Origin of the sequence: Lactiplantibacillus sp. 7.2.4 (genome assembly GCF_018991185.1) — a bacterium.
GTDB classification, from domain to species: Bacteria; Bacillota; Bacilli; order Lactobacillales; family Lactobacillaceae; genus Lactiplantibacillus; species Lactiplantibacillus pentosus.
This window is the reverse complement of the sequence record NZ_JAGYGS010000077.1, coordinates 1-13,979: the sequence shown is the minus strand read 5'-3', so window position 1 is coordinate 13,979 and position 13,979 is coordinate 1. Positions and strand designations below refer to the sequence as shown.

General features: G+C 47.0%; 10 protein-coding genes. 9 read left to right on the top strand and 1 reads right to left on the bottom strand.

Annotated features, from left to right (window positions below; all coding sequences use genetic code 11):
• The first annotated feature begins 1,143 nt into the window (after positions 1–1,143).
• The 9 genes from KGF70_RS15300 (at position 1,144) to KGF70_RS15260 (ending at position 9,885) form a co-directional block, all read left to right on the top strand.
• The gene (locus KGF70_RS15300; RefSeq protein WP_216769344.1) at positions 1,144–1,770 is read left to right on the top strand and encodes a GyrI-like domain-containing protein; all 627 of its coding nucleotides are present in this window, start codon (positions 1,144–1,146) and stop codon (positions 1,768–1,770) included.
• A gap of 101 nt (positions 1,771–1,871) precedes the next feature.
• The gene (locus KGF70_RS15295) at positions 1,872–2,267 is read left to right on the top strand and encodes an iron-sulfur cluster biosynthesis family protein (RefSeq protein WP_216769346.1); all 396 of its coding nucleotides are present in this window, start codon (positions 1,872–1,874) and stop codon (positions 2,265–2,267) included.
• Between the two features lie 28 nt (positions 2,268–2,295).
• Positions 2,296–3,264: a zinc-binding dehydrogenase gene (locus tag KGF70_RS15290; protein ID WP_216769347.1), complete on the top strand. Its 969-nt coding sequence runs from the start codon at positions 2,296–2,298 to the stop codon at positions 3,262–3,264.
• 690 nt (positions 3,265–3,954) lie between these two features.
• Positions 3,955–4,659 carry a WxL domain-containing protein gene (locus tag KGF70_RS15285; RefSeq protein ID WP_050340103.1) on the top strand — a complete coding sequence of 235 codons (705 nt, stop codon included), beginning with the start codon at positions 3,955–3,957 and terminating at the stop codon, positions 4,657–4,659.
• A 61-nt stretch (positions 4,660–4,720) separates the two neighbouring features.
• Complete coding sequence (locus tag KGF70_RS15280) at positions 4,721–5,788, top strand: DUF916 and DUF3324 domain-containing protein (RefSeq protein WP_050340104.1); 1,068 nt, start codon at positions 4,721–4,723, stop codon at positions 5,786–5,788.
• A 30-nt stretch (positions 5,789–5,818) separates the two neighbouring features.
• Entirely contained in the window at positions 5,819–6,253 is a 435-nt protein-coding gene (locus tag KGF70_RS15275) for an LPXTG cell wall anchor domain-containing protein (RefSeq protein ID WP_101872861.1), read from the top strand.
• Positions 6,246–7,736 carry a cell surface protein gene (locus KGF70_RS15270; protein ID WP_216769350.1) on the top strand — a complete coding sequence of 497 codons (1,491 nt, stop codon included), beginning with the start codon at positions 6,246–6,248 and terminating at the stop codon, positions 7,734–7,736. Before KGF70_RS15275 ends, KGF70_RS15270 begins: the two co-directional genes overlap by 8 nt.
• 514 nt (positions 7,737–8,250) lie before the next feature.
• Positions 8,251–9,579, top strand: coding sequence for a GHKL domain-containing protein (locus tag KGF70_RS15265; RefSeq protein ID WP_216769352.1), 1,329 nt, complete (start codon positions 8,251–8,253; stop codon positions 9,577–9,579).
• A gap of 39 nt (positions 9,580–9,618) precedes the next feature.
• Positions 9,619–9,885: a TfoX/Sxy family protein gene (locus tag KGF70_RS15260; RefSeq protein WP_253954884.1), complete on the top strand. Its 267-nt coding sequence runs from the start codon at positions 9,619–9,621 to the stop codon at positions 9,883–9,885.
• 465 nt (positions 9,886–10,350) lie between these two features.
• Here the strand turns inward: KGF70_RS15260 and KGF70_RS15255 are convergent, their stop codons facing one another.
• Positions 10,351–12,870, bottom strand: a complete 2,520-nt coding sequence (locus tag KGF70_RS15255) for a collagen-binding domain-containing protein (RefSeq protein WP_216786489.1) — start codon at positions 12,868–12,870, stop codon at positions 10,351–10,353.
• Positions 12,871–13,979 lie beyond the last annotated feature (1,109 nt).

Genomic DNA, 13,979 nt, shown 5'->3' with positions numbered 1-13,979 from the left:
TCAAGGTCAAAATCAGCCAGCTGAGAACCGCTGGAAACAGTGCAAGTTACCGTAAACTTGCAGTCGTGGCGCCGTCCTACGCCGGCTTTCAGGCATTCTAGGCAATGGCCGGAACGTGGTGGACACAGATTTAAGCCGACAACCCACGTCTTAAATACTGGTCTTACACGTTGCCTGCGATATGGATGAAACGTGTTCTGGTCAGACTGGGACTTCCGGTTAGCTACGCCAGAACGCCAAGCGGAAGTTCGCCGCTTAACGTTCTAGCTAGGCTAATCCTCAGTCTCAACCCGTCTGAACCTCACACTCTGGGAATCACTGAGCCTTGCCCAGAATACCTTCCAGCCGGGACAGTATTCGAAAGGCGGACATGTGTGGACTCAATTTTTGATGAGAGGATCGTTGATTCTTAGTAAACAGCCATTTTGGCAATAAACTGTGAGATCAATTTCTGATAGAACCTATCATACTCGTGTTCTAATTATAGGAGTCAACAGCATTACTGAACGTTGTCAGAATCTTCTCTAGTCACTTAAAATGTAAATGTCATAAATTTTTAATAGATGACAAATTTGTCAGCTAACTTCAAGAATAGTGTCCATTTAAATTGATCAATAATCTTCAGGAATCATATCAGTATTTATATTGGATAGGTATTGAAGTTCAATAAAGCGTCATAGATGCTAGTTCAAAGTTTGCATGAAGGTTCAGTCACCTAATGTTAAACGTTCAGTTGTTCCAAGATAGGTGGCCGTTCATCTGCCATTCGAGCGGGTTCCCGACTGGAGGGGCTGGCGGACAATGCTCAAGGGCGAGATTCTTCTTGTCCGGGTGAACTTCCCGGGCTAGAAGAAGACTCGTATTTGAAATTGCGCAGTGGGTTGCTGCGTGAGTTCAAATCGATGTCCGCCCTGTTCCAGCGTTGTCAGCCGGCCCCGGAAGTCGGACTAAGGCGCGCATCGGCTGACGAACAGGAATCCACCAACCGGCACGCTTTGATCAGAATTCATAGCAAATTAGCCAGCGCCATGTGGCAGATTTTTGTAACTGAAGACCAGCAAAAAGGAGGTCAGGTTAACGGTCGTTGGGGTTGGTTTATTAGTATAATGGTAGCGTAGTTAATTCAAAAGGATGTGAGTGTCGATGAAGTATGAATGGCGGAAGCAAGAAAAGACGTTGTATTCGACGAAAAAACAAGCACAATTACTGACGATTCCAGCACAAACGTTTATGGCGTTACACGGGACTGGGAACCCGAACGGTCCGGCGTTTCAGGCACAATTACAGACCCTGTATCTAGCGGCATACGGCCTGAAAAGTGCGTACAGACAATACGCCCAGACTCAGGCCTGCGAGTTTGACGATTACGTCGTCTTTCCACTCGAAGGCGTCTGGTCACTAACTGAAAAGGGGCAGCAACTCGACCATTTAGATAAAAATGAATTCAGTTATGACATCATGATTCGGATTCCTGATTTTGTTCCTGAAGACTTGATTGAACCAGCGTTGGCGGCCGTTAAAGCGAAGAAACAGTTGCCGACTGAGCAGATTCAGATTTTGCATTTTGACGCCATGTCGGTCGCACAGATTCTGCATGTGGGGGCTTACGATGATGAACCGGCTAGTTTTGCCAAGATTGACGAATTAGTGGCGGCTGAAAATCAACAGCGTATTAGCAAAATCCATCGGGAAATCTACCTCTCAGATGCGCGGCGGGTGGCGCCTGAGCGGCTGAAAACGATTTTGCGGTATCGGATTGCTCCTAAATAAGTTGTCGCTCTCAGGCTTATGGCTGTCATTTGTGAGACGTTGTGCATATAATTAAAGAATGAAATCACATATAAAATTATAATCGTGGGGGTATCATCACAATGACACAAATAAAAATTAGCGCGCGTTTGAAAGCATTGTTGACTGCTAAGGGGTTTGCGGATAAACAGTTCGTCTTAGTGACCGACGATGGTGGGGGCAAGTATTCGTTGCACGGTGGCGCCTGCAGTATTGGGACGAAATTTACGCTGATCGTGCTCGACCAGCCGGATCCAGAGTATGATGTCGCTGTAGACAATAACCAGCAGTTGGCATTGTGGACCTCAGCTTACGACTTGATTTTCTTTAATGACGGGATTCAAATGGACTACGACCAGGGGCGCATCTCCATCAAGGATAATGCGCACATGCTGGACAATGCGGTGCAAATTGCCAAGGGCGCCGAAGTGCTGGCGGCGTTTGAACAAGGGGTACCAGCAGATAATTTGACTTGTTAGGTCGCAGATAATGAAGAAGGAACCAGTAATGAAGGCAGTTGTTTTTGATGATTTTGGTGGTCCGGATAAGTTGCATGTCGCTGAGGTGAAACGACCCACAACAACGGCGGAGACCGTCCTCGTACGGGTGACCGCGGTGTCCGTCAACCACGTGGATACGTTCGTGCGTAGCGGGGCGTTTAAAACGCCATTAGCGACACCCCATATTGCGGGGCGGGATTTAGTTGGTCGCGTGGTCGCAAGTTCACAAGCGGATTTTAAAGTTGGTGACCGAGTCTGGACGAACTCAATGGGCTACGAGGGTCGGATGGGTGCCACGGCTGAATATGTGGCGGTGCCAGTTGACCGGCTGTACCATGCGCCAGATGGTGTGGACGGCTTGCAACTGGTTGCGGCGGTGCATTCGGCAGCGACCGCGGCCATCGTCTTGCACGATGTGATGCAGGTTCAAGCTGGTCAGCGGTTACTCATTGAAGGGGCCGCTGGAAACGTCGGCCGCAAGTTGATTCAACTAGCGACCGCTGCCGGCGTCACGGTGGTCACGACGTCCGCAGCCCGCGACTTCGACCAATGCCAACGACTTGGAAGTCAAGCTTGTTACGATTATCAGGCTGGCTTTGAAGACCAGCTGGTGCGTGACGAGTGGACGTTTGATCATGTTATCGATACGTCTGGCCGGGTCGCATTGGCGACTAATCTGGACTTGCTACGACTGGGCGGTGAAGTCACGCTGATTACCGCGCCGAAAGACGATCAATTCACGTTTGGCGTGCGGGCCTTTTACATGGCGCAGAAGCGAATTAACGGCTTTGTGATTAGTCATGCCACGGTTGATCAGTTGGCGCGGGCGGCAGAAGTCTTGAACCAAGCTTTTAGCGCCGGGCAATTGCTAGACGACCAAGTTAGTCAGCAGCATTTTTCAGATGCCCCACGCTGCCACCAGTGGCTGGAAGACGGTCAGGACGGGCACCAGCGCTTTGTTTTGTTACCAGATTGATGAGAGTTGAATCGACTGCTGGACTTAGCGCGGTTGAACCCAGTGTGGCCGAAAATTATCGGTTGTCGTGAGATAAAGCTTAATTAAAGTGTTACTGATCATTGGCGTTGATGGCTAAAAGCTGTTGGCGCCATTTTCAATATTCAGACCATTTATTGTCGATATGGCAGCATTACAGCTAGCCTTTGAACAGGTCACGGCTAGTTGGTGTGGCCTGTTTGTCGCGCCCAATTTTCCACTGAGATTGGTAGCTTGTACGCCTTACAATTTTGACAGCTAACTGACGAGTCCCCCCACTAATATTATGAATCTGTTTGACCATCACACCGCCCAAAAACAAAATTATTGATTTAATCTCGCACCAACCCTCGCAAAGGAAGTTCGACTAAGTAACCCGATAAAAGCACTCAGGATAACGCTTACACGAACCCGCCCGGTTTGTAAATATAGTTAACGTTATGTATTATTAGCGCCTTGGTGTTGAAGCTCGATATAATGAAAATGTGGTCAAAGGAGTCGGCATTTAAATAAATTAATTAATGGTTAGTGATTGTTGGGGGAGGTTGCCACGAAGTTAAGTGCCAGTTAGTTATCCAATCAAATTACATCAGTCGCATTTATAATGACCACCGTTCTTAGTTGATGAAAGCTTAACAAGCGCTGGTAAATGAAAAAGGGGGATTTTATATTATGAAGTCAATGTTAGGACACTTATTAATGGCAGGCACCTTATTAGTTGCAGGGAGCATGCCGATTGTGGCAAACGCCGCCGAAAACCGGAGTGGGAGCACGAATCTGCAAGCGGAATTCACGAAGAGTACGTCGACCGTCACACCAGTTGACCCGACCGACCCGAACACACCAAGTACCGGTGGTGATGATAATAACGGTGCGACACCTGGTGGAGACTTGTCTTTGATTTACGTCTCCAAATCGTTAGGATATGGGACGCATGAAATCGACGTTTTAAATGACCAACAGTATACGCCGGATTTGACGAGTGCCAACACCAATTTATGGAAGGGCAACATGGTTGTCGAAGTTTCGGACGTTCGTGGGACTAACGCCGGCTGGAAGCTGACGGTAACGGGGTCTAATTTGACTGGTGTCGACGGTACAACGGCGAAAGGTGCGACGCTGAGCTTGCCTAAGGGTGACGTTTCCAACAGTGGTACCGATGCAAACGGTGCCGTTGCGACTGCTTCTGAAGTGGCATTGAACGGGACAGTGGGTTCGAGTGCCGTTTTGAATGCAGCTAAAGGCGGCGGTGCCGGGGTGACCGTCAGTCAATTAAATCCAAGCAATTTAACGTTGAATATCAAAGCGAACACGGTTAAAGCTCAGACCTACAGCGGTAACTTGAACTGGACGTTGAGCGATTTACCAGCTGAATAACTGGGTCGATGGGACGGTGACAATCGCCCCATGTACATACGCGAGTGTCGGGGGTGAAAGGATGCAATTAATGAAACGAATCATGGTCGCGCTGGCCTGCTTGGTATTGGGGTTACAAGCTGGGCTCGTGACGAGTTTTGCGGCGGGGGATGCCAGCAGCAAGTCTAGTAGTCAAGCGAGTCAAAGCAATGACATTGGCTTTAGTGTCGCTGCTAAAATTCCTAGTAATCAGCTTGATCAGCATCAATCGTATTTTGATTTAAAGATGACGCCGGGACGCCAGCAAAAAATTCAAACGACGATTTATAACGTGACCAATGCTGAAATCAAAGTTCAGACGGCGATTCATACCGCCTACACGAATGGTAATGGGATCATTGAATACGTGACGCCAGCCAAAAGCTTTGACCCCTCACTGAAATATCGGATGTCACAATTGACGACGATTGACGGCCCGAAGACGGTCACGATTCCAGCGAATGGGTCCAAAGTTGTGACGGCGACAATCAAGATGCCGAAAGCTGCGTTTAATGGCGTGGTACTCGGTGGTTGGTATTTCAAACGCGTCAGCAATAAAGTCACGGGACACGTGAAGGGATCGATGAACATTGCCAATCAGTACTCTTACGTTATCGGTCTGAAGTACACGATGGGCAAATTGCCGGCGCCACAATTGAAGCTAGATACGGTCACGGCCGGGATGCAAAACTACCGGCGAGGGATTTTTCCACAACTACGTAATGTCAGTGCGGTGATCGTGCCCAAGCTGACGCTCAAAGCGAAGTTGACCAGCAAGAATAGCGGCAAAGTGGTGAAGACCTTTAGTCAAAAGGACGTGCAGTTAGCGCCTAATTCCGTCTACAAAGTGCCGATTCTGACGGGAACGAATCGGTTACAGGCCGGCACCTACCATGTTCATTTAGTGGCGCAGAATCAGGACCATCGCTGGGTCTTTGACAAGGATTTTGTCATCAGTACGGCCGCTGCGGATAAGTACAACCAAGCGTCAGTGGATAATTCCGGCATCAATGTCGGGTGGTTCATTCTATTTGGGGCGCTAGGTATGCTGATTATTGGGTTGATTGGCGTCTTGATTTTCTTAAAGATTCGTAAACGGCGACGTGCATAGTTTAAAGTGTATGGAAATGGGGGAAGGGTCATGCCGATTAAACGATGGCGATTAATAGTAGGCGTTGTGCTGGTGCTAGGCTGGCCACTGTCCGCTCAGGCGGGTACTCAGGGGCGAACTGAGATCAGTGTCGGCTTTTATGAGACGACGTATGACGCTGACCGCATTATTCCAGCGCGCGATATTCCGGATGGCAGACGGCCCTATGTTCTCAAAACGACGAAACAGCGGCCAGGAATACAATCTCCAGTGACACAGCCGACGACCGGTACTTCGCGTCAAGGTCAACCAACGAACACGATTGCGGGCTGGCCGACAGCCTTGGCGAGTGGGCGGTTACCGCAAACCAGTGAGCGCGCCAGTTTATGGGGATTACTCGCTGGCATGAGTTTATTAGCCGGAACGCTGCTGGGCGCACTTTACCGGCAATTAAAGGAACAGTTTGGGGGTGACGCTGGTGTTTAAACAAATTATGAAAGGACTATGGCTAGCTGGTTTCAGTCTGGTTCTAATCTTAAGTGGGCTGAGTTTAAATGCTGGTGCGGCGACCCTAACGGATAAGATGACGGATGTGAAGTCGAATGCCGCCTTTCAGGTAACCCCAAATGGGAACGTTGTTGGTAGTAACGTCGATGAAGGGTTGTCGACTTATCCGTCCGTGTCAGCGATTACCGCCAATTATGCCGATAATGGCCGAATCACGAAGCAGACGACCAAGATGACGGTCACCATGAGTGGGACGATTGGCTTAAGATCCAGTAAGTCAACGATAACTAAGGCGTACTATGACATTATGACCAAGCCAGCGAGTGACAGTTTTACCGGGACGACGTTAATGACGACTACGCCAGCAAGTCTTGGGAGCGGTAATTCTTTCAGTATCAGTTCATCCAAACAAACCCAGACGTTAGCGGTCAATTTTCAAAATATCAAGACCGCACTCCCGATTTATGTCGGCTTCCGGATTACCGTGAATGGGCAAGAAGGAACGTATCAAGTCGGTAAGTTTTCTGCCCAGACACTGTCGCCTAAAATTACCGGGACGCTCTATTCTACTGATACGGTCATCAAAGGGACTGGGACCCCCGGCAACACCATCAGCAGTAACGTTAATGGCGTGACAACGACGGTCGGTAGTGACGGTACGTATACCTTGAATCTCGGGACGGCGTTAGGTTCGTTGTCTTCAGTGACAGTGACTGAAGTGGATGAGGTGACTGGTGACAATGGTACGGCGACGGCCACTGTGACGCCAAAGAAACTCAATATCACGAGTTCGAAGACGGCTGTGGATGTCTATCCAGGTGATTTGGATTCGTTGACGAGTGACTCGGCGGTGGTCGCGTGGTTGGTCAAGCAAGCAGGCATCGTTGCGACCAATCCGGATAGTGCGACCGATACGATTACCTATGCAACTCAGGAGACGGGTCTAGCTAGCAAATTAAGCGCGTTAGCAGTTGGCGGCAGTACCACGATCAACGTCTATGGTAAGGGGAGTTCCGGACTACAATCGGATGCCAAGACGATTACCGTCACCATGTGCGATGGCACTTTGAGTCTCGGCACACCCCCAGCCAGCCTGACGTTTGGAAGTTTGACGATTCCATTCAAGGAGACCCTGTATCAGCCGACGAGTAGTTGGAACATTGTCGTCAACGATACGCGTAAGACTGGCTCAACTTGGTATCTCCGCGCAACGGCGACCGCGATGAAATCTGCGACGAGGACCCTTAGCGGCAATCTGATTTATCTAAACGGTAGTACCAAACAAGTCTTGACGAATACGTCTGTGACGGTCGCTTCCGGCAGTAAAGTGGCGGGCAAGACCGCGACGACTGCCACTAGCGACTGGTCAGCCAGCAAAGGGATTTTACTAGACGTCCAGCCGAGCGTTCAAGTCGATAGTTATAGTGGATCCGTTAATTGGACGTTGCAGGATACGCCGTGAGTGATTTTACAGTGCGCCTATTAATTGGACCCTGTCGATTAATGAAGGTACTGATTTGGTGAGCGTCCACCGGGAACATTCTAGTGCAGATTTTTGGTAGGCGCAGGAAGTGAATTGCTCGCGAAACAATGAATTGGATACCGGTGTGGCGGGCGTGGTCGGCACGACTAGTTGGTGTTGAATCGATCAGACAATAGTCTGGCCACTAAATCTGAAAAAATATGCTTGCTTCAATTGCAACTAATAACGCTTGAACATTGTCAATTCAGTGTTCGAGCGCTTTTTAGTTATTGACATCCTGAGCCGTGAAAGGTAGGCTAAAAAATAGTTGGCGAGCTGCGTTTGAAGCTCACGTCTGCTGATTTTGCGAGATTATCGCAACTAATGAGCGCCCATACTGACCAAAATTTAGAAAAACGCTTACAATAGTAAGCAGTATTGTGATATTTTTTTGACATTAGACGTTCGGAAGTTCACTTAACAAATAGATTTTAATCCATTGAGAGGTGGTTGTATGGCAATAGTTTTCTTCGTATTGTCTCTAAGTTCTGGCTTGTTTGAAATGTTATTTCTAATGATTGCGTTTCGAGAATATGTCACTTGGCGCATCAGCATCGTCTGGGTCCTCCTGATTTTGCTCGTGCAGGCGTTTGGTGAGGGGTGCACGCTGCTCTTTCCGCACGTGCCACTGGTCTTTTTCTGGATCATTCCCTTAGTCGCGGTGAATACGTTCATGAGTTCACGTCTGTTATATACAAAATGGTTACTAATGTTACCGGTTGCAATTTTTCTAAACGCGGTCAAACGGCTGATTAGTGCCGTGATTGCGGTTGCGGCTAAAGCGCTGATGGCACCGACCGCACCGATGCTATTACGGCAGGCGATTGGCTTTGACATCACGGCGGATTTAAATATTTTGGTCACCGTGATTGTCGACTTGCCAATTGTTTTGGCTCTGGCATTCATGGCGCATCGCTGGTTAGTGCGGGTTTCGGCAGCTGACTTTTTGCAGCGGGCACGGGTTGACGCGAGTGATTATTTGCTCGTGCTGTTATTCTTTATCATTTACGTGATTGCGTACGTTTTTGCGATGGAATGGACAGTCAATTCGCAGACTTACATGGCGATTGCCGCCAGCGTCACTTTTGGCATCATCGGCCTATACTTAATTAATAATAAAAACAGTCATTTGAATGACGCCCAATTATTATTAGAAGTCTCCAATTATAACGAATTACTTAGTCACCACAACCGCGACTTACACCTCTTCAAGCATGACTATCAAAACGTTTTACTCAGCTTGTCTTCGTTTATTAAAAATGACGATATGCCGGGGCTTAAACAGTATTTTGAAACGGAAGTCTTGCCGAGCAGCGTCCGCTTGAATCAACAGTCAGAACTCGCAAGCCTGAGTCGCTTGGCTATGCCGACCATTAGCGGGCTGATCTATGCCAAGCACGATGCGGCGATGACGCAACACGTTAATCTGCTGGTCTATATTTTAGAAGATGTTGAATTACCCAACGTCCCACAAATTAAAGTCGTCCGGATTCTGGGCAACTTGCTTGATAATGCGATTGATGCCGCATTGCGGGCGGACCAGCAAGTCAAGCTGACGGTAACCAATCAGGACGAGCACACGGTAAGTTTTACCGTTCAAAATCAAATTCTGAATGATGAGACTTTGGATTTGTCGGTGATCAAAAAGAGTCGGTTTACCACCAAACCTGGTCATTTGGGTTATGGCTTAAGCAGTATTGAACAGTTGACGACCGATAAATTACAGGTCAATTATGCGATTGAAGACACGGATTTCGTGGCGGAACTGATTGTTGAAGGTTAGCGTCGATTACGATAAACTGATAGCAGAAGTTGAAAGGAAATGAGTCAAATGGCAACCTTAACCAAATTACCCAACATTGGACCGACCTTAGCCAAGCAGTTAGAAGCAGTCGCGATTACGTCGCCTGAGCAACTCTCGACCATGGGTAGCAAGGATGCGTTTGCGGCCATTAAGAAAGTTAATCCGCACGCTTGCATCCAATTGTTGTATTCGCTGCAAGGCGCGATTGAAGACAAACCTTATACGCAACTGCCAACGGCGACACGCGAGGATTTGAAGCAATATTTCAGAAGCTTGTCTGAATAGTGGCTTAGATTTAAGATGGATGAGTGTGTGAATCGATTGGTTGTACGTAATATTTATTAAAATGGTTCGGCTTCGGCCGGACTTTTTTTATTTCTTCAAAATAATGTGGACTGATTAACCCAATCATTGGAATGGAATCTGTCGTTGTGGTTGGTCTTAAAGTTAAAGACAAGTAGCCCAAAATTGCTTGTCATCAATAGTTGCTAATTGATTAGCGCTATGTTTGGTGTAAATGTGTGGCGCGACGAGTAATTAAAATATCCGTTGTCAGTAATCAAAGATTGTTTGATTATCAACAGCGGATATTAAAATGCTGATTTTAATAGCTGACGTCAAACGTCAATGTGTCCATGTTGGATTAGCCGTGTGATGGTGGACGAATGTGAACTCATGGCGTCAGTGCTTGTTCATTAGCAACGCAGCAATCATTCTGGTGAATCCACAACCTTGGCTGTCATCGGGTTGTCATTCTTTTTTACGCTTGAATGCGGTTGTCAATAAGCCGAACATTCCAGTTAATCCAAGAATGACTAGTCCCCAAACTGTAATTGTTCGTGGCGTATTCTCGCCAGTTTGTGGAAGAATTGCCCCTAATTTGGGCGTGGAAGTGTCCTTGGCCGTTGCCTTAGCAACTTTGGCTGCGGCGGTTGGTGTGCTGACACTGCTGGTTGTGTCGGTTGGTGTATCGGTGTTTGCGACTGATTCATCTGCACGCCTAACCGTTGTGACAAGCCGTTCACTCGTGGCTGATTGGTTAAATACAGCGGGAGCAGTTGCTGACTGAAGGGGAGTTGATTCTGTTGAGTCGGCTGGTTCATCAGAGTCGGCTGGTTCATCAGAGTCGGCTGGTTCATCGGAGTCAGCAGGTTCTTCAGTGTCAGCAGGTTCTTCCGGATCGGTCGGTTCTTCGGGGTCAGTCGGTTCTTCCGGATCGGTCGGCTCTTCCGGATCGGTCGGTTCTTCAGGGTCAGTAGGTTCTTCGGGGTCAGTCGGCTCTTCCGGATTGGTCGGTTCTTCAGGGTCAGTAGGTTCTTCGGGGTCGGTCGGTTCAGTTGGGTCAGAAGGGTCCGGATTCCCAGGTACTTCCGGATTGGTTGGCTCAGCAGGGTTCTGTAGATCAAAACGATGAGATTCACCATTGTTGATGCAGACGTGGTCAGCGATAATATTACCGTCAATGTTGACATTACCGATAATCTCGGCATTTGGAGCTAGGATTGAGCCGACAAACCTTCCTGCCATGACGAAGTTGTACTTCAAGTGGTCGTCACCAAAGTTCCAGAGGATGACAGATTTGTCAAACTCAGTTCTTTCAGAAGATGAGAGAAACTCGCCATCTACCTGAATCTCTGTCTTGGTTTCAAGGTTAACTTGGGCCCCTTCTGCGACACCATCCAGATCATCGATGACATTAATAATGAAGGTCGGTCCACCCGTTTCAACGCCAAGAATATATAAACTTTGTGAAGCTTGTAAGACACTCAATGGGATGTTGGCATAGATATACTTTTCACCATCTGCGGCGGCCTTTTCATAAGCTTTTGAAACGTCGATGGTCCGGTTATTCATATCAGAGAAATCATAGGTGATACCATCGCTGGTTGCCTGGTCATAATAGTAAGCTGCTTTTTCGCGGAGTAAGTCGAAATAGGCAGCCATATCGATATACACGCTTCCGTCGCTATCCTTGAAGACCTGGTCGTCAGTAACGTTGTTCAATGTGACACCGTTGATAACGGCTTGACCATTTTCAGACCCCACTGAAACAGCATCGCCGACGTGAACGAGATTACTGTTACCACGGAATGAGTTCGTTAAGAGTGATCCGAGTAGGTTGGCAATATAGTATAAATCGTTCTCATAGTTACGAGTTCCAAAGTCTGTCTCGCCTGAAATCCATTCGATGGTGGCGATATTCCCATTGGTATCGGCATTAAGGGTCGTGTAACTTGCGAAAATATGGAACAGTGAGGCAATTCCCAACGCATTATTTTCATGAATATACTCGATATCAATACCAAGTTGTTTTAGCCGTTCATCGGAGAAAATCGAACCTAATAGTTCTGCCAAAGATTTTTGAGACGATTTCTTAGTGACAACGTTCTTACTTGAAGTGCTGGTCGCTTTTTTCGCTGACGATGAACTTGACGACTTGACTGTATTCGCAGAAGAAGTCGGCTTGTTCGAAGCTCTAGATGAATTTGCAGTCGAAGCTGCATTACTTGAAACTGTTGAAGCATCAGCAGTCGATTCAACTTCATTGGCAGTCTGTGTGGAATCGGCCCCCGAGTTTACTTCGTTGATAGCTTGTGAAGAAACAGAATCGGCTGATGAGTTGGCTTCACTGGCAGCTTGGTCGGAGTTAGCCGTTGAACCGGCTTCACTAGCAGCTTGGTCGGGATCGCCCGTCGAACCGGCTTCACTGGTAACCTGATCAGAGTTCGCTGTCGAGTTAGTTTCACTGGCAGCTTGGTCGGAATTGGCCGTCGAACCAGCTTCACTGGTAACTACTGAAGAATCGGCCGTCGAACTGGCTTCACTGACAACTTGTGTCGAGTCTGCAGCCGAGCTAGCAGTGCTAGAAGCAAGTGTGGTATCCGCAGTTGAATCATCTTTGCTAGCAGTTTGAGCGGAATCAGTGGAAGTAGCCGTGCTGGCGACTTGTTCTGTCTCGGTCGAACTGGCTGTACTTGAAGTTGCCAGTGTCGACTTGGTAGTTTCGGTCGTGTCAGCGGTTGAAGTAGGTGCTGTAATTGCGGAATCAGTAGTTAAAGTCACGTGATTGACGGTTGGCGTAGAACTAGAATGGCTGGTGGTCGCCGTAATTGTGGGTGAGGTGGAATTAACCGTAGCTTGTGTGTCGGCCTGGGCAACGGTAGTCATACTAAGGACACCGGCGCCAAGTGTAACTGCGCTGAATAGCCAGATTTTGCCTTTTTTATACATCTTGTAATTGGTCGTGACATCGCGGTTCATTTGTCTCATCTTTATTCGCCTCCATGCGTGGTTGACATACTGACATCTAATCATCTTTATAATGTAAGGCTAATTGAAAGCGTTTTACGTGTCAAGAAATACATTAACCATACGATAATAAAAATCTAATTGACGAGCTCAGTTTATCGGATTTTTAGATGGAAACAAATCCCGCTATACCAGTTATTAAAACGTATTAATGCGAAAATCAACCGTTTGTAAGGTGTATACCATGAAAAGTTCAATGTCAATATGCATTACCTGTTTTGACCAGTTTAACCCCGTTTTGTATGAAAAGAGTAGCTTGGATTGTTTTGCCAAGCAGTAATAATCCTAGGATTATCAACAACTGATGGTCATAAACGACAAATTCGCTATTTTTAAACTGACAAATGCAGTTGTAGCAACGTTTATAGTGGCTATATGCACGACGAGTTGTTAAATGCCGGAAAAAATTGGATAACGGAACAAATTTCAAAAAAATTGTCAAATTTCTTAATTCATCGCTCGAAAACGCTCTTTTTTGAGCCGCATTACTCATCAAATTATTTTAAGAAGAGGTCCTATCGATTGAAAGAATCCAAATTTGATTAAAAATGAATGCCGCCAGATTCTGGTTAATTAACGTTGTGGTTCAGGAGATCAAGGTGGATCATAAGAATCATTATGCGCGAGAAATTCATAGGTGATGTGAATTTCTGCGGTTTTTGATAACTAAAAACGCAGTATCATTGATAAAAAGTAGTCGGATAGTGAATTTGGAAACGTAAGTTGGATGAGCTAGATCGGGTGGTTCGCCGAATAGGTGAAAAATGGCGGGCTGATAAATCGAAAGACTTAAAATGGTAGCTAGTAAAATGGTTTGCTAGAAAGTTCGTCCCCGGATTACGTTGGATTAGATTGAGAGAGATGTTGCAACCGGGCGTTTAATCTTAAACTTCGCTAGTCAGTCTCAGCCCACTCATTGCAAGGCTCGTGTGTGTATTAATTGTGAAATAAAATTGATTTGGTAGAATCATTAATATACGGCAGTATTAGTTAGCATTATAAATACTTGATTAGAAAACACAAATGGTATTACTAGTTTATATCTGATAGAATGGGCTTTATTTTTGTGT

Coding starts and splice junctions, on each gene's coding strand:
- KGF70_RS15300 (WP_216769344.1), top strand. CDS start 1,144: ATGAAGTATGAATGGCGGAAGCAAGAAAAGACGTTGTATTCGACGAAA.
- KGF70_RS15295 (WP_216769346.1), top strand. CDS start 1,872: ATGACACAAATAAAAATTAGCGCGCGTTTGAAAGCATTGTTGACTGCT.
- KGF70_RS15290 (WP_216769347.1), top strand. CDS start 2,296: ATGAAGGCAGTTGTTTTTGATGATTTTGGTGGTCCGGATAAGTTGCAT.
- KGF70_RS15285 (WP_050340103.1), top strand. CDS start 3,955: ATGAAGTCAATGTTAGGACACTTATTAATGGCAGGCACCTTATTAGTT.
- KGF70_RS15280 (WP_050340104.1), top strand. CDS start 4,721: ATGCAATTAATGAAACGAATCATGGTCGCGCTGGCCTGCTTGGTATTG.
- KGF70_RS15275 (WP_101872861.1), top strand. CDS start 5,819: ATGCCGATTAAACGATGGCGATTAATAGTAGGCGTTGTGCTGGTGCTA.
- KGF70_RS15265 (WP_216769352.1), top strand. CDS start 8,251: ATGGCAATAGTTTTCTTCGTATTGTCTCTAAGTTCTGGCTTGTTTGAA.
- KGF70_RS15260 (WP_253954884.1), top strand. CDS start 9,619: ATGAGTCAAATGGCAACCTTAACCAAATTACCCAACATTGGACCGACC.
- KGF70_RS15255 (WP_216786489.1), bottom strand. CDS start 12,870: ATGAGACAAATGAACCGCGATGTCACGACCAATTACAAGATGTATAAA.